This window comes from Peribacillus sp. Bi96 (assembly GCF_918698115.1).
Classification (GTDB): Bacteria; Bacillota; Bacilli; order Bacillales; family DSM-1321; genus Peribacillus.
The window spans coordinates 1-16,134 of record NZ_CAKKLV010000044.1; the positions used below are offsets into that span (position 1 = coordinate 1).

16 protein-coding genes are annotated in these 16,134 nt (G+C 40.0%); 5 read left to right on the plus strand and 11 right to left on the minus strand.

Annotation, left to right across the window (positions count from 1 at the left end):
• Window positions 1-339: 339 nt before the first annotated feature.
• The 3 genes from LQ203_RS26285 to LQ203_RS26295 all read right to left on the minus strand — a co-directional run bounded on the left by LQ203_RS26285 (window position 340) and on the right by LQ203_RS26295 (window position 1,962).
• The gene (locus LQ203_RS26285) at window positions 340-798 is read right to left on the minus strand and encodes a GNAT family N-acetyltransferase (protein ID WP_230162762.1); all 459 of its coding nucleotides are present in this window, start codon (window positions 796-798) and stop codon (window positions 340-342) included.
• 464 nt (window positions 799-1,262) lie between these two features.
• Window positions 1,263-1,502 carry a hypothetical protein gene (locus LQ203_RS26290; protein WP_230162764.1) on the minus strand — a complete coding sequence of 80 codons (240 nt, stop codon included), beginning with the start codon at window positions 1,500-1,502 and terminating at the stop codon, window positions 1,263-1,265.
• Window positions 1,503-1,812: 310 nt separating this feature from the next.
• Window positions 1,813-1,962 (minus strand): hypothetical protein, encoded by a 150-nt coding sequence (locus LQ203_RS26295; RefSeq protein ID WP_230162766.1) that lies wholly within the window; start codon window positions 1,960-1,962, stop codon window positions 1,813-1,815.
• Window positions 1,963-2,353: 391 nt separating this feature from the next.
• Between LQ203_RS26295 and LQ203_RS26300 the strand changes: the two genes are divergently transcribed.
• The gene (locus LQ203_RS26300; RefSeq protein WP_230162768.1) at window positions 2,354-3,049 is read left to right on the plus strand and encodes an FHA domain-containing protein; all 696 of its coding nucleotides are present in this window, start codon (window positions 2,354-2,356) and stop codon (window positions 3,047-3,049) included.
• Between the two features lie 59 nt (window positions 3,050-3,108).
• Here the strand turns inward: LQ203_RS26300 and LQ203_RS26305 are convergent, their stop codons facing one another.
• The 3 genes from LQ203_RS26305 to LQ203_RS26315 form a co-directional block, all read right to left on the minus strand.
• Complete coding sequence (locus tag LQ203_RS26305) at window positions 3,109-4,869, minus strand: hypothetical protein (protein ID WP_230162770.1); 1,761 nt, start codon at window positions 4,867-4,869, stop codon at window positions 3,109-3,111.
• A gap of 884 nt (window positions 4,870-5,753) precedes the next feature.
• Window positions 5,754-6,719: a quinone oxidoreductase gene (locus LQ203_RS26310; protein WP_230162772.1), complete on the minus strand. Its 966-nt coding sequence runs from the start codon at window positions 6,717-6,719 to the stop codon at window positions 5,754-5,756.
• 126 nt (window positions 6,720-6,845) lie between these two features.
• Window positions 6,846-6,992, minus strand: coding sequence for a hypothetical protein (locus tag LQ203_RS26315; RefSeq protein ID WP_230162774.1), 147 nt, complete (start codon window positions 6,990-6,992; stop codon window positions 6,846-6,848).
• Window positions 6,993-7,150: 158 nt separating this feature from the next.
• Between LQ203_RS26315 and LQ203_RS26320 the strand changes: the two genes are divergently transcribed.
• Window positions 7,151-7,675, plus strand: coding sequence for a GNAT family protein (locus tag LQ203_RS26320; protein ID WP_230162776.1), 525 nt, complete (start codon window positions 7,151-7,153; stop codon window positions 7,673-7,675).
• Between the two features lie 131 nt (window positions 7,676-7,806).
• Here the strand turns inward: LQ203_RS26320 and LQ203_RS26325 are convergent, their stop codons facing one another.
• Window positions 7,807-8,637, minus strand: coding sequence for an STAS domain-containing protein (locus LQ203_RS26325; RefSeq protein ID WP_230162790.1), 831 nt, complete (start codon window positions 8,635-8,637; stop codon window positions 7,807-7,809).
• Window positions 8,638-8,782: 145 nt separating this feature from the next.
• Window positions 8,783-9,214 carry an Lrp/AsnC family transcriptional regulator gene (locus LQ203_RS26330; protein WP_230162777.1) on the minus strand — a complete coding sequence of 144 codons (432 nt, stop codon included), beginning with the start codon at window positions 9,212-9,214 and terminating at the stop codon, window positions 8,783-8,785.
• Window positions 9,215-9,365: 151 nt separating this feature from the next.
• Between LQ203_RS26330 and LQ203_RS26335 the strand changes: the two genes are divergently transcribed.
• On the plus strand, window positions 9,366-9,950 hold the full coding sequence (locus LQ203_RS26335; RefSeq protein ID WP_230162779.1) for a DJ-1/PfpI family protein: 585 nt from the start codon (window positions 9,366-9,368) through the stop codon (window positions 9,948-9,950).
• Between the two features lie 268 nt (window positions 9,951-10,218).
• Here LQ203_RS26335 and LQ203_RS26340 read toward each other — a convergent pair whose 3' ends face one another.
• The 3 genes from LQ203_RS26340 to LQ203_RS26350 form a co-directional block, all read right to left on the minus strand.
• Window positions 10,219-12,201, minus strand: a complete 1,983-nt coding sequence (locus tag LQ203_RS26340) for a hydantoinase B/oxoprolinase family protein (RefSeq protein ID WP_230162781.1) — start codon at window positions 12,199-12,201, stop codon at window positions 10,219-10,221.
• Window positions 12,202-12,217: 16 nt separating this feature from the next.
• Window positions 12,218-14,257: a hydantoinase/oxoprolinase family protein gene (locus tag LQ203_RS26345; RefSeq protein ID WP_230162783.1), complete on the minus strand. Its 2,040-nt coding sequence runs from the start codon at window positions 14,255-14,257 to the stop codon at window positions 12,218-12,220.
• A 523-nt stretch (window positions 14,258-14,780) separates the two neighbouring features.
• Window positions 14,781-14,951, minus strand: a complete 171-nt coding sequence (locus LQ203_RS26350) for a hypothetical protein (RefSeq protein ID WP_230162786.1) — start codon at window positions 14,949-14,951, stop codon at window positions 14,781-14,783.
• 363 nt (window positions 14,952-15,314) lie between these two features.
• Between LQ203_RS26350 and LQ203_RS26355 the strand changes: the two genes are divergently transcribed.
• Together LQ203_RS26355 and LQ203_RS26360 are read left to right on the plus strand one after the other, a co-directional pair.
• Complete coding sequence (locus LQ203_RS26355; RefSeq protein ID WP_230162788.1) at window positions 15,315-15,746, plus strand: DUF1641 domain-containing protein; 432 nt, start codon at window positions 15,315-15,317, stop codon at window positions 15,744-15,746.
• Window positions 15,747-15,785: 39 nt separating this feature from the next.
• A partial coding sequence (locus tag LQ203_RS26360; protein WP_230159516.1) for an FAD-dependent oxidoreductase occupies window positions 15,786-16,134 on the plus strand: 349 nt, incomplete at its 3' end.

The window sequence follows — 16,134 nt, forward strand, 5'->3', positions numbered from 1 at the left end:
CTGCCCATTTACTAGTAACGATTGCTTACAACATCTTAAAAACAGGAGAACCTTATCATGAACTAGGCTCAAATTACCTTGAAGAAAAACAAAATAACAAAGAATTAAAAATGATCGAATACCTAAAAAAGAAAGGCTATACAATTGCTCCATCTGAACAACAAACTGCATAACCAGTTAAAATAACGCAATAGTTCATTACCCCCATCAAAAAAAATGAGAATATGGAGGGTTTATTTTAGCATGGCTTTTTTACTAATGTATTTTCATACAAAAAAGCTACTTTAAAGACAGCTCCGATCTTATGCTAATGTACCTAATAGCTTAATAAGATCTTATTTAATATTTAATTTTCTTTTTAAAAGAAGTTACAGATAGACGTTCTGTCACATTTGTTTCTCCTGTAATTGAGAAACCATTTTTTTCATAGAAATTTATTGCTGGTGTATTTTTAGAACCAGTTGATACTATTATTGTTTCAATATCTTTCTCATTGTTTTCAATGAACTCTAATAACATTTTGGAAATTCCTTTTCTAAAATGTGTTGGATGAACCATTAGACGATGTATATCAATTATACCTTTTTCAACTTTTATAGAAATGACTCCACTTAACTCGTCATTTAAGTAATACCCATAGAAAGTTTCACCGGATTGTTGTAACGTGTCAACTGTATCTTTTAATGGTGGTATTTCATAAAAATGAATTAACTCTGCCTCTACCATATAGGAAGGTAATTGAATGTTTAATACATCCTCAGCTAATTTAGGATTAGTCATATCGATTTTTTTTATCAAACTGGTTCTCCTTTTAATTTCGGATATAAATCCTTGTTCAACTAAACTGCCCCGTTAGTTTAAGTAGAAATTTTCACAATCTCATATTAACCTTAACATAAATACCCAATCGGAGATTTTATATTGTATATTTTATAATCAACCTTTACCTTTAACATAGCCAAATTAAAAGAAGTGAAATCATTCAATGATTTCACTTCTTTTAATGCAAGGGTTGCCAGCACCAAGTGTGCGACAAATTTATATAGAGTCAATAATAAGTCTACTTACATACCATCAATAGATTCTGCTTTTAGCCAATTATTATTTATGAAGCTCATCCCCGTTTATAATTATCATTGAATCTTGTTTCCCGCTATTTAAAACTAGTTTGTTGTTTCCTTCACCAGACATTGATTCAAATGAACGAATTGCATCTCCTTTTATTACTTCAGAGAATACCTCATCTCCCTTTGAATTAGTTACTATACATTTCCAGTTTGCTCATTCTTTATTGAAATTGTATTTGTTCCTTTTAAAAGAATTTTTAGTTCAAGTGTTTTCTTATTATGAAGGTTGCCAGATATACTGATATCAGCTACTAAATCTTTTGAGTCTTTTAAAATTGTTTTATTAATTTCAATTCCATCCGTAGCCATTGTTTCTGTATTTGAAAAAATATTTAAGATTAGACCGAGTAGTAACAAAGCACCTATTATCAACATTAATTTTTTCAGAAACCTCTTTTTTTCAATTGAAGTATTATTCTTTTAAAAAAACCAATACAAAAGCGTGCTATTAGTTGCATGAATTAAGTAGAAGGATATTGTGTAACATCTATTAAGTCATTCTAATTAACTCTAGCAAAAAAAAGCCCACCGATGATCCGGCAGGCCTGAATTTATCATTACACCCTCTATGATTTTTCTAAACAAGTAATCGAATAGAGGCTTCATTATAAACCATATCGCTTCCACGTTTTAATGCCCTCTTCCTTTCAGCATATCTCCCGATTCCTCTCTAATCGGAAGTATGCTAATTCAGTAGAGTCAGGCCGATAAAGGCAATGCCAAATATGCAGTACAGACTAAGGGTAAAGGGCTGAGGGAAAATAATGTATACCATCATGCTAATGATCATCAGCAAGATGCTGAATGCATTGATCTTATCTCTCCACATACTCAACGTGGTCAACTCCTTTTCAATTTCTTTAAAATGGCAAGGTCATCTACCTGGTGGCGTCCAACGTATTTGCCATCCTCCACAAACGCTAGGCTGGTAAGCAATGGGGCAACTGCATCAAAAGCAACGGCAGGCCCTTATCTGGTCAATCTCTCACTTTTTTCCTTTTTGATTCGGCTTAACTGGTCTTTGCGACGAGTGACATTTTCCCGAACCAACACCATTTCGTATAATGACTATTTGCCTAATTTGGACTTTTTTTATTTTTCGTTAGTAAGTAAGCGTCTGATAATTTATAATTATAGGATTGAATCCACTAAACAGCCATGTAGTTAAAATGATAAATCCATGAAAACAATCTGAATTTTCAGACTTCTAAGGGGATAAGAAGTAAATGAGCAATAAAACTTTAAAGGTTGTATTGAGAACCTTGCACAAAGGTCAAACCGAGGAATTCGCCTATGTTTATGAAGGGAAAAGCCTGCTGATTGGACGTGCAAGCCAGCACTCCAAAGCTGATTTTAAGCTTTACAATGACTTCGTTTCAAGGGAACATTGCCTGATTTACATGAAGGAAGGACAGCTTCTCATTGAGGACTTGGCGAGCAAGCACGGCACCGCGGTGAACGAGATGCCGCTCGTTCCTGGCCATCCCTGCCATATTGAACCGGGAGATACCATTACTTTGATTAATGGATTGATTGAATTCATGATTTCCATTGACAATGATTTAACACAGGATTTCACTCCGTTGAACCTTGATATCCTGCAAACCGTCACTATCAATGAGCACATTCAGACCGTGATCATCAACGAAGAAGCACCCATTAAAATGCCTTCGAAGGAATTCAATTGCTTTAAGCTGCTTTATGAGAACTTGGACAACCTTATTTCAAAGGAAATGATCGTCCAGCATGTGTGGCCAGAGAGAATCGGTGATCCCGCGCAAATTGTGACGGCAGAAGAAATCGCTTCACTCCTGTATCGTGTGCGGAAACGGATAAATGGCCATTTCGCCATAAAAGCCGTTATTCAAAAGGGATATTATATGGAATCCATCCTTTCCATTAATCTATCGGATCTGTCATGAACAATGATTCGATTTCATGAAAAAAAGCATTGCGGATAGCAATGCTTTTTTTCATGCTTTTATTGCTTTGGTAAGTCCAGGTTATTGAATTGATCGACTGGGACGACGTCCTCGTCCATATCCATCACTTTCAGCACAACCCGATCTCCTTCCTTCGTCAATACTATATCAGATAGCGCATTGACTCCAGGGTCCACTGTGAACCTTTTGCCATTACCTTCCACGATTAAATAGAACACGTAACCATTTGGGAGATTGGCATCATTGATTCTTGTTACTTTCCCCTTGATTTCTTTCATTTCAAATCCTTTTTGAGGTGTTACACCGCTGACTTTCCCTAAAGATGCAATCAGTTTTTTATAGTTCCGGAAAGCTTCGTCTTTCGTTTTCCCAAAGACTACTTGGGGATTATCGCTATTGGCATAAACAATCGCCACACCTTGAAACTTTGAGCCCTTTGTAACCGGAATGACATAAGTGGGCGCACCGTATATCGTATAGAAAATGCCATTAGTGGCTTTCCAGCCTGGATATTTAGACAAAAACTCACTCGCATTCGCGTTGGATTTTGCTTCCTTTCCAGTTAGAACGGACGTGACGCCTTTGTAGTACGTCATTTCACCGGTTTTGGCATTGAAAACACCGTACCCTACCAAGGTTTTGGAATTTCCTTTTGATTTAGCTCTCGTAAAATCAACCACATAAATCAATTCGCCTTTTTCGTTAAACGTAACTTGCATATTATCCTCATTAGGGATCAAGACATCTTTCTTCGCCCCAATTAAGGACTGGTTTTTCCACCCGTGAACATATTTCCCCCAGTATGTCCAATATTCCAGGGCTGTTTCTAATGTGAATGTTCGATCTACCCATTTAGGTTCTTTTCCTAACGGATAGTATTTCGTGTCTCCATTTTCCGGATTAACCAATACCACTCCATCCACCACGGACCCGCTTCGGTACTTCAAATAATGTCCCACTGAAGCTACAAAGTATGGCTTTCCGTCCTCATTCGGTTCCAGGTATGAATCATGGATGATTTTTTTTGGATAGGCCTTGCGGATCGTCCTTTCCAAATCATGATCGAGATACTGTGAGGGGGCATAAAGCATCTTCCCTTGAACAGTGCTTGCCCCTTTATCCGTCGAAACGGCGGAAATCAAATTATAACCTGGCGTGTATTCCGCTCTCCCAGCTTTAAAAAACCCATCCATTTCAATGGGTGAGGTATAAGCCAATTCACTATTTATATTAGTAAGGCGATACTCGCCTTCAGTGAAATATGATGCATTTTGTATTTTGTTAATCGCTGCATCACCTTTTGCGTCAGCCATTTTCACTGTAACAAGCGGCATCGTTTTTATATCTTGGACTTCTTCCAGCTCATTTTTCTTATCGACCTTTGCCAAGCCATGTAGATCTCCGGCAAAAGTGATATGGTAAAACAACATGACGACCCAAGCTGCTATTAAAACGCCCCCTAACAAACTGTTAAAATGTACATTCCAAGGGGTATTTAATTGATTCGTTCCTTCATTTTTTTTCCTATTTCGGCGGGATGTTGAAGATTCCCTAATACTGTACACGTACATTCTTGAATCAATGATGAGAATGAGCCCAAGAATAAAGGCAAAACTCGAAAAGAATGCAGGCACAGTAAAATCCACTAACATAATATCGATAACCAAAAATAATACGATAGCGGAAAGTAAAAGTCTTAGCACTTGCTCAATGAAAAAGGGTCTATCCTTTTTCGTGATTGCGTTTGTCCATCTTTGCGGAATGAAGGAAAGTCCCAATATGGCAAATGGTAATTTCATAAATATCCCTTTTAAGATGAAAACGATGAGTGAAAGTATCATGGTTTTAAAAATCTCTCCTTGTCATGTATGTTCCTATTTACCCATTTTATCACTTTTGTTCAACTAATTTACTATTTTTAAAATATATCAAAATAATATTTCTTCTCAATCATACATCTTCCAAAAATATTTTTTCTAAAGATGCTACTTTTTCCGATTTAACGTGTATATGCGAAGACCAGTCTTTTCGATGACGACCTAACACCTATCATGGGTCTTGTGGATAAGGGGACTCCTTTAATAGCAAGGGCATTTAAAAGTGAGTTATCCAAGGACTAAAGATTTCTGCAAAAGGGGACTGAAAAAGAATCTGATCCTCAGTATGAATAAGGAAATGAATGAAGCAGGCATTTTACGGGGAAAAAATGGAATGAAAAAAGTCTATCATTCAATGGATAACTTAGTTTGTAGACAAAAAGGTTACAAAAGGAATTCTATCTCAATGTTAAAACAAAGTTGTTTGAAACGGGTGTGCGAGACTCCTGCGGAAAGCGAGTGCCTGAAGAGAAAATCAACATTCGAATTTTACAAACCCTCAAAAAAGAGTAGACAAAAGGTATTCTATCAAATTTCAAAACAAAGTTGATTGGAACGGAAGGTACGAGACTCCTGCGGGAATACGTGTCCAAGGGAGACACCGCAGGCGGCAAAGAGCGCCGAGGGCGGACCGCCCGCGGAAAGCGAGTGCCTGAAGAGGAAATCAACATTCGAATTATATAATCTAAAAAAACACCCCGTAAATGTTAGTTTGGTGTCTAACATTTACGGGGCAGTTCAAACTCAATTATTATCGAGTTTTTCTACAGTCTAGAACTACCATTCAATAGATAGCCATCATCACTTTAAGGTATTAATAATATTTTCCCGGTGCTTTTCCGGCTTTCAAGTAGTCTATGGGCATCCGCTCCATTTTCCAACGAAAAAGTAGTCGGTTCATCAATGATGATTTTCCCTGACATGATCCATTCGAACAACTCTGCTGTTCTTCTTTTCCGTTCTTCATGTGTAGTCAATACGTTCCAGAGGTCTCCTCCTATTAATGCTTTGGATGTATCCATTAGCATTCTCGGATCGATCTTCTCTGGATCACCACCTGCCATTCCAAAGAACACGACAGTCCCTCTAGTCTTGGTTGCCTCGAAACTATCCAGCAAGGTTTGACCGACGGATTCATACACGAGGTCAACACCTTTTCCACCCGTTGCATCCTTAATCGAATTTACCCAGTCCGATCCGTAAAGAAAAACATGATCGGCACCCGTTTGTTTTGCAACAGCCGCTTTATCATTTGAAGAGGTTAAGCCAATGACTTGGGCGCCTTTCATCTTGGTCATCTGTGTCAGCAATTGACCGACTCCACCTGCAGCAGCATGAACCAGGACGGTTTCGCCTTGTTTAACTTGATAGCTGTCATGAGTCAAATATTGGGCAGTCAATCCTTGAAGTAAAACGGAAGCGGCTGTTTCAAAGGAAATGCCATCAGGAAGCGGTAAAAGCTTATCGGCTGGAACTGAAACCAGCTCTGCATTGGCATGGGGAACATCTGCAAACCCGACACGATCCCCAACTTTCACATGATGAACATCTTCCCCGACATATTCGATGACCCCTGCCCCTTCATAACCTAGAATAAATGGGGGTTCACCCACTAAATGATAATTCCCTTTCCTTCTATATACATCAGCAAAATTTAAGCCGATTGCTTTCATTCGAACGATCACTGTCGATTTTGAATGTTCAGGTTCCTCAATTTCTCGCGCATAAAGGACTTCCGGTTCGCCAAAATTATCAAAGACAAGTGCTTTCATCATCCTATCTCCCTTCAAAGGTTCTACATTCTTTAAGATATAGGATGAACCCCTTGATGGCAAGAAACACAAGTAACGAAAAATACCGCCCTGCCCTAAAAAGGCATAAGCGGTCATGATGAGCGATCAATCGGTATTGGTGCCTGGGCCGTTCTTTCGTTTATTCGCAGAAAATTCCTTACCGTGTGCTTCATGTTCTGCAATGATGTCCGCTTTCGGAATATGGTTATTCTTTTTCGGTGAGCCGGTACGGTTACGATGTTTTTTTCCCATGATCTATCTCCCCTTCATCCATTGCTTTTTAGGTTGAACCTAATGTTAGCTTGTCCGATTACCACCGAAAATACCGGAAAAATAGGCACTTCATAATAAAGGAAAAACCTTCATGAAGACCGAATAGATTGAATACTGATATATGAGGAGGGACAAAAATGTTTACTGTATTGAACACGGAAAGGTTACGCTTACGGGAAATTCATGAAAGTGATGCGGAAGCTCTTTTCCAATGTTTATCAAAAGATGAGGTCACCCGTTTTTATGGCCAAGATTCATTGGAAAATGTCGAACAGGCAAAGGATATTGTGGCCTCTTTCGCGAAGAACTATCTTGAAAAAAGAGCCATTCGATGGGGAATGGAACGTAAGGATACCCATGATTTGATCGGCACCATCGGTTTTCATGCACATAGCCCGAAATACAGACGGGCGGAAATCGGTTATGAAATCCATCCTGCACATTGGCGCAAAGGATTTGCGTCAGAGGCTCTTAAAGAAATCATCGCTTACGGTTTCAATGAGCTTGATTTAACTCGTATCGGCGCGGTTGTTTTTCCAGAGAACCAACCCTCCATCGATCTATTGGTAAAGCATGGCTTCATCCAGGAAGGAATTTTAAGGAGTTATATTTACCAAAATGGCATTCCGCATGATACATATATGTATTCTTTGCTGAAGTGATTCATCCCCCTCTATTGCAGACAAAGGGGGGCTCTTTTTCGTATTGAACATAGAGAGTTCATCCGCCTATTCCTTATCTTATCAGTGCAAGCAAACCAAAAAAAGCCACCGAACATGGCAGCTTCCAAGATTTAGTTCACTACAAGATAGTCCTTCAATGCCTGCTGCAGCGTCCCCTTTGTCTCTGCTTTATTTTCGAAATCGACCCCTGCACGGATCATTTTGGTGACCACTTCCGGGCGTAATCCAGTCACCACGGCTTTACACCCCATCATTGCCGTTCCTTCGAGGATATTCAATAAATGATTGATGATTTCAGCCTCCACTTCGATGATACCGGATAAGTCCAAGATCAAGGTCTGTATCCTTAATTTCCCTATCTCCAACAATACTTTTTCCTCAATTATCTTTATACGCGAATCATCGATTGTCCCGATTAACGGCAGGACGCAGGTGGAGGCTGTGATCGGAATGATTGGGACGGAGAGATTTTCCACCAAGTTTTGCTGGGCCAGAATCAATTTGTCTTTGTAATCCGAATAACTGACGAAAAAGGATTTAAGGAAAACATCAACCTTATCATTCATCTTTTTCTCTAAATCAAAAAAGACTTCCGACTCACTAAACACTTCTTGTGAATGTTCTAACTTATAAAGAAAGGTCCAAAGCGTTCTCCGGATCGCCTGGATCCATTCTAGCTTGAATGAGAGCGTCAAGGAGTGGGTTGCCCACGTTACTCCCTCTTTTTCGGCAAAAGTTATCATATCCACTTCATTCTGCTCCACGATATAGCGGATGAGCTTATGAGCATTATTCAAAAGGTCGACATTTCCAATCAGTAAGATTTCTTCGATTTTTTCTCTAACATTGACCGCTTCTGATAAAAGATATTCTTCAAATTCACTTTTATTTCGCAAAAGGAATTCCATTATTTTTTCTTCCTCATAAATAATACTCACTATTCCCCACTCCCTTTTTGTTCTCTTCAATTGTGATTTTTGTCACTGTTTACATTCTTTATCTGTCGAGTTTATTCCTGCTAATCGTACCCTTACTGGAAATTCCTTAATATGGATATTCGTCGGAACATATATAAATAAAACCGGGTTACATCTCTTCGCCTGCAAAAATTTTCTTCGTTGCGGAAGAAAAAATCAGATGGGTGGACGATTTTCCATATTTAATGGCTTCATCGACAAAGTCCTCCAATGTTTCCATGGAAAATGTACTTATTTTAATGAGATAACTGTACTGACCGGCTAACCGGTGGCACTCCAGAACATCTGGATGTCTCAAGCTAAAATTATAAAAGTCTTTACACCTATCTGTTTCAAATAAAATGAATGCTGTAATGCTCCTATCCAGTTTTTCAAGGGATATTTCCGTTTTATATCCCTTTATCACTCCGCTTTCCTCTAATTTATTAACACGTTCTTTAGCAGCAGGCGCTGTTAAGGAAACTTCATGTGCCAGTTCTTTCATTGATATGCGCCCATTATTCTCCAGCAAAGAAAGTATCTTTTTATCCGTTCGATCCAATCCATTCACCCTCACTTTTCATTATTAATAAAAATCATTCTAATACATTATTAAATAAATAGAAATGGGATGATTACATAATTAATCGTATGTATCAAGGGATTTTCTTTTTATATAATAAATACAAATATTAAGTAAGGGAGATGCTACGATGAAAAAAGTATTGCTGCTGCTTTCCAATGGATTCGAAGCGGTTGAAGCCAGTGTGTTTACAGATGTAATAGGTTGGAATAAATTAGAGGGTGATGGTACCACTGATCTCGTTACGGTTGGTCTTCATGAACAATTGAAATGCACATGGAATTTTATCGTGCAGCCTGAATTTACAATCGATCAAGTAAATCTTGACGACTTCGATGCTTTGGCCATTCCAGGAGGCTTTGAAGAAGCTGGTTTCTACGAAGATGCCTATGATCCGAAGTTCCTTGATGTCATTAAAGATTTTCATAATAAAAAGAAAATCATCGCAACAATTTGTGTAGGTTCTCTTCCACTAGGAAAAAGCGGGGTATTAAATGGAAGAAAAGCCACTACGTACAATCACCCTACCAGCGTAAGACAGGGTCAGCTAAAAGAATTTGGTGCGCTGGTCGTTAATGAACCGATTGTCGTCACGGACAATCTCATTACATCCTACAATCCTTCTACAGCATTCGAGGTAGCCTTTACGCTCCTGGAAATGCTCACTTCCAAAGATAATTGTAAACATGTGAAGGAATTGATGGGTTTCCATTAGGAATGTCTTCGAAACCTACACGATTGGATGTTATTTGGATGTTGATTTCCGCTCCAGGCACTCGCTTTCCGCGGGCGGTCGTGTAGCCTCCTCGGCTTGCGCCTGCGGGGTCTCCCCTAGACGCGCTTTTCTAAGCAGGAGTCTCGTACCTTCCACTCCAATCAACTGCAACGTTTTTCAACTAAAAAACTGTAGGCAAACTCGTTTTTTTCGAGTTCATCGTACAAAAGAGGTTCCGAATGAATCGGAACCTCTTTTGTACGATATGTTACTTCCAATAAGCCAATGAACGGGTTTTCATGGATTCACGGAACTGATTTGTTGATTCCGGTAATACTTTATTCGTTGCATAATCGATGATGACTCCATACTGGCGAATCACATCCAGACTATCCAGCTCGCCATTGATGAATTTTTCTTCAACGCTCTGAATGTTTTCCTCAAGCCATTGTTTACGGTTGTTTCTTATATAAGACCTAGCTTGTTCCGTTGCTTCCAGATCTATTTCGAATAAATCGAGATCTTTATCGATTTCCTTGATAACGACTCCATAATCTTTTTCAGCTCGCTCAATTGAAACATACTCATCGATGACATCTTCCAAAACATCTTCGGGACTTCTTTCAAGCGGATCTCCCAGTCCTCCGCCCCCAGCGGATGGACGTACAAAGGAATCTCCTTGCTGAACTTTTACATTTGAGAAAATCGCACCTAAGTATCTTTCGTCTTCCTTGCCTGGATTCAGCCATGCTCCATGCGGGGAAGAAGGAAGCCCTCCAAAGATCCCCCATGTTATCGAACGGGAACGGTCACAGCAATAGGACATGACCGTGTTCTTAACATTCGTGAGTGTACCTCCCTTTTCTACACCGCACCCGCCGCGGTATTTACCCGGCCCGGCAGAGTCCGTAATGATTTCATGCTTCATCGTCACGACAGGTGACAACCTTTCTTGTCCTTCACAAGGCTGCACGCTGAGACCCAAACCGAAAGTAGGAGAAGTGGCGTTCACACCGTCTCGATCAGAACGGCCTCCATGGCCGCCAGCCATCCAGTCATACCACATGAAGTATTTTTCTTGTTCCTGACGTTGATCCCATCCGCCGATAAGTAAATACTCAAGGTTAAAAGAGCATGCGATCGCTCTTTCAGGCATGATGTTAGACCAGAGTTCGAAACAAGCACTCATGATTTTTTCATAGGCCCCTGAACAAAAACCCGTTACGGCAATCGGTGCAGGAGCGTTGACCACTGAGTTTTCCGGCAGTTCAATCTTTACCACTCTATAAAAACCCGAATTCAAAGGGATTTCAGGGAAAAATGTCTTGGTTCCTGAGTATGCTGCTGATAAAGAAGCCCCGAATCCGGCATTCAAAAAGCAGCCAATATAAGAATGCGAACCAGAAAGGTCATAAAGAATCTCGTCATCCGTGATAGTCATCTTAACCCTGATCGGGATCAGACCGTCTCCAACTTCAGGGTCCATATCGATATAGTCCACGGTCTCCCACGTTCCATTCGGTAAAGCCGCAACCTTTGCTCTTGCTAAGCGCTCCACATAATTCTGCACTTCCGAAAAAGCAGACAAAGTCGTATCGATTCCATACTTCTCGATGATGGCAAACAACTGGCGTTCGCCTACCTTGGCCGCTTCCACTTGAGCACGGAGATCGCCTACCCTTTCTTCCGGGACGCGCATGTTCGAAACAATCACATTGACCACATCTTTTAAAAATGTTCCTTTACTATATATTCTAAGTGGCGGAATCCTTACACCTTCACCGAAATGCTCTTTGGCATTGATATCAAAGGAACCAGGTGTTGATCCTCCCATGTCAGCCCAGTGACCATTCGTTTGCATGAACGCTATAAGCTTTTTGCCGTGAAAAACAGGCAAGAGGACCCGTGTGTCATTGAAATGAGTACCGCCCCTATACGGGTCATTCACTAAGAAAACGTCCCCAGGGTGGATATCACCTTCGAAGTCTTCCAGTACCGCTTTTGCCGTAAGATGCAGCGTACCCACATGGACCGAAATATCCTGCGTTCCTTGCATGACTGTATTTCCTTCTGCATCACATAGCGCACAGCTGAAGTCCCGATTATAAATGACGAAGGAATAGCATGTCCGAAGGATTTGTTCTGCCATCTGATCTACAAGGTTAACGAAGCCATTTTTTATCACTTCAAATGTCACCGGATCTAAACCTGTTCCAACTCCAGATTGGTCAATTAACTGTTTATTAGACAATGAAATCCACCTCTTTTTATTTAGTTTGGGAAAGAATCAAGTTCCTGTATTTATCAACTTTGGCTGTAAAGTTTGGAGGGATGACAGTCGTTGTATCAAGCTGATCTACTATGGCAGGTCCCGTGATTTCAGAGAATGCCGGAATGAGTTCCCGGTTATACACGTTCGTATTCACAAAGCCTTCCTCTTCGAAATATACATCACGCGTTTCCTTCAGGGCATCGGCCAATGTACCACCAGGTTCATAAGTGGGAAATTCAGGTTTTGGCACCGATCCGATTGCTGTTACGAGCAGTCCGTATATTTCCACGGTTTGTTCTTTATCGGAGAATGAAAATTCCCGTTCATGTTCTTGATGGAAGCGGTTAAGGGTCTCTTCCAATGAAGAAATTGGACAATCGACTTCAATCGCCAATGACCGCCACTGTCCCATATACCTCATATCAATATAGCGCATCAATGTGGACGCTTCTTTAGCAACCCCTTCTTCTTGCAATAAAGCTCTTGCCTCTTTTTCCATGCCAATGAATTCTTTCTCTAAATCCTCCAAGGACACATCCTTAACATTCTTCACATAGGTTTTCGATATATCATGACGAACATCGACAAGCAGACATCCCATTGCTGCGGCAACACCCGGATGCGGCGGGATGATGACAGTCGGGATTTCCATTTCTTTGGCCAAGTACGCTCCATGCAGGGGTCCAGCCCCGCCGAAAGCCACAAGTGCAAAATCTCGTGGATCATATCCCCGTCTAACTGATATTAGCCTTAATGCATCACACATATTGGCATTGGCCACACGTGTGATGGCATTCGCCGCTTCTTCTATCGTATAATTGAATTTCTTGGCGATTTTATCTACGGCTTCCATCGCTTTTTCTTTATCCAGTTCCATTTGTCCATCCAATAGTTTGGTGCCAAGTCGTCCTAATACGATATTGGCATCCGAATTGGTCGGTTCCACGCCACCCCTGCTATAGCAAGCAGGTCCAGGAACCGCCCCTGCACTTTGAGGCCCGTTGCGTAAAGAACCGCCTTCATCAACCCAAGCTAAGCTTCCGCCCCCTGCTCCTATCGTCAAAATTTCGATACTTGGAAACCCAATCGGATACCCATACTCTATGTACCAATCTTTTGTAATCCGTAATTCCCCTTCATGCATTAAGGAAATATCGGTACTCGTTCCTCCCATATCCAACCCTATTGCATTATTAAATCCGCAAAGCTGGGCGATATGTTTACTGGCGATCGCACCTGCAGCTATACCGGAGCTTGCCAATCTTGCAGCATAACGAGGAACGGTTTGGGAGGTCATTACCCCTCCGCCAGAGTGAAGCACTAAAATGTCATCTTTATATCCTCTTTTATTCATTTCACCTTCAAGGGTTTTGATATAGTTGCTTACTGTCGGTCCTAAAACCGCATTGACGATTGTCGTACTCATACGCTCATGTTCAAAAATCTCAGGCAGGACTTCACTTGAAATGCATATATAGACGTCCGGAAGTTCCTCCTGGATGATTCGTTTCACTTTGGCCTCATTGCTTCCATTTACATATGAGTTCATGAAGCAAACCGCAATCGATTCTGTACCGCGTTTTTTTAATTTCCTAGCCAGTGACCGTACTTCCTCTTCATTGATTTCCGTCAAAACATTTCCTGAATAGTCGATTCGTTCTTCCACCTCAAAGCGATCTCTTCTTTGGATATACGGCTTGGCTACATCATCATAGGTATCCCATAACTCAAGCTTGGTTCCACGGCGGATTTCCGATACATCCCGAAAACCAATGGATGTGATCAATGCTGTTTTTGGCAATTTTCTTTCAATCAAGGCATTGGTGCCCACCGTTGTACCATGGGAAAACACTTTAATATTTTCACAATCAATTTCCGCTTTAGCGATTCCATCCAAAATACCGACCTCTGGGTTTAGAGGAGTTGACGATGTTTTCGTAATCGAAATTTCCTTCGTGCTTTCATCAAAAACGAAAACATCTGTAAATGTTCCGCCTACATCAATTGCGAGCCTGGTTTGCTTCGTACCTATCATATAATTCCCACCCCTGCTACAAGATTTAAAATACTTTTTACCTTTGTGAACATTGCTTCACTCTAATCTCCTTCGGTGAACCCCAAGTGACATAATGCAACCGTTTAATAGAAATGATGTGTGAATGGAGGTCAGCCAGCCGTTGGATTTTATCGGTCAAAAACGGAACAAGATGAATGATGCAATAAATAAAAAAAAACCAGTTATATCAATAAGAAATAATTGATATAACTGGTTTTGATCTAGGGTTAGCTCCGCTGAATGGCGAAGTCTATTAGATTCGACAGTTATTAATAGATTCATTATTACATCATTAAGTCCATTTAAGACGATGCATGGTAGAGTTGAATTTCCTTCGATAAACTAGCTGTATACACTATGGCTATATACTTTATCTTACTTCAATTAACGATAAAGTCAAGGTAGTTTTCGGAATTTTTAAACAACTTTCAGGATTAAGCAGTTTACAAAAATAAGTAAAATTAAGTAAGCACAACTCTTTTGGCCATGCTTACAAGCCTTATTATTTATCAGGTGTTTCCGAGATACCTTCCTCGCTGTTTTTGAGATAGGCTTCAGAAATTCCATTCATGCCTTCCATTAGTTGTTCTTTTGTATATTCCATACTGCCGACCAGTTTATTATGCTTCTTATCATTATTCTCTTCTATCGTGTTAGATTCTGAATCAGTCACATTTTTCACCTCCATCATTAGGATGGCTTTATTAGGTGGAAATATGTCCGATAACCACAGTATTGAACCCTTCTTTCAAGGATAAAATGTCAATATGCAAAACGTTTACATGTATTTTAATGAAGGATTTAGATCAAACATCGGACCTCCCCATTGTGATAGGTCTTTAAATATGCAGAAAAAGATTATTTTAAAGAGATTTTTTTAAAAATCAGCTGTTTTCATGGAACTAAAGGGATATACTATAGGGATAGCTTTTATTACATTTTTACATGTATTTTTTTGTTGCGTTACACTTTGTGTAACTTTTTACAAGTTTTTCTAATCAACTCAACAAAATGCATATTGCAAAGGAGAATTGGAATGTCAGAAACGATTACCCAATCACAGTCAGAACAACTGGATGCACGTCAAAAACAATTGGATATACTGGACCAATTATTAAAGCCTGAGGTTCAGGAATCACTCAATACTTTAGTGGATCAGTTACCAAAACTGACTGAATTAGTGAATATTTTAACAAAGTCTTATGATTTTGCTCAATCGGTAGCGACTGATGATGTACTGAAAAATGATACGGTCAGTGCCATTTCTGAAATCGCAGTACCTGTAGTCGATTCAGTGAAAGGGCTTGCGGCTACTGCCATAGAAGCTAAGGATCGTGCTGAAGTGAATCATGATGTAATTGGTCTTTTTGGTCTGTTAAGAATGATGAAAGACCCGCAAGCACAAAAACTTTTCCGTTTCGCGAATGCTTTTCTTGAAGTCTCTGCAGAACGTAAAAACCAAAAATAAATTCATAAATATTCAATCAGTAAGGACGGGGGATTAACTATGTCAAAACAAATCGTCATCTTAGGTGCAGGATACGCTGGATTACTATCTGCGTTATCCGTACGAGAATATTACAATAAAGATGAAGTGCAAGTTACAGTGGTGAATCAATTTCCAACACACCAAATCATCACCGAATTGCATCGTCTTGCAGGCGGATCCATTTCTGAGCAAGCCATTTCCATTCCTTTGGAAAAACTTTTCAAAGGAAAAGATATCGACCTTGCCATTTCAAAAGTGGAGTCTTTCTCAGTTGATAAAAAAGAAGTGAAACTTTCCAATGGATCCACTTTATCTTATGATGCCCTAGTTGTTGCTTTGGGAAGCCAAACAGGATTCTTCGGCATTC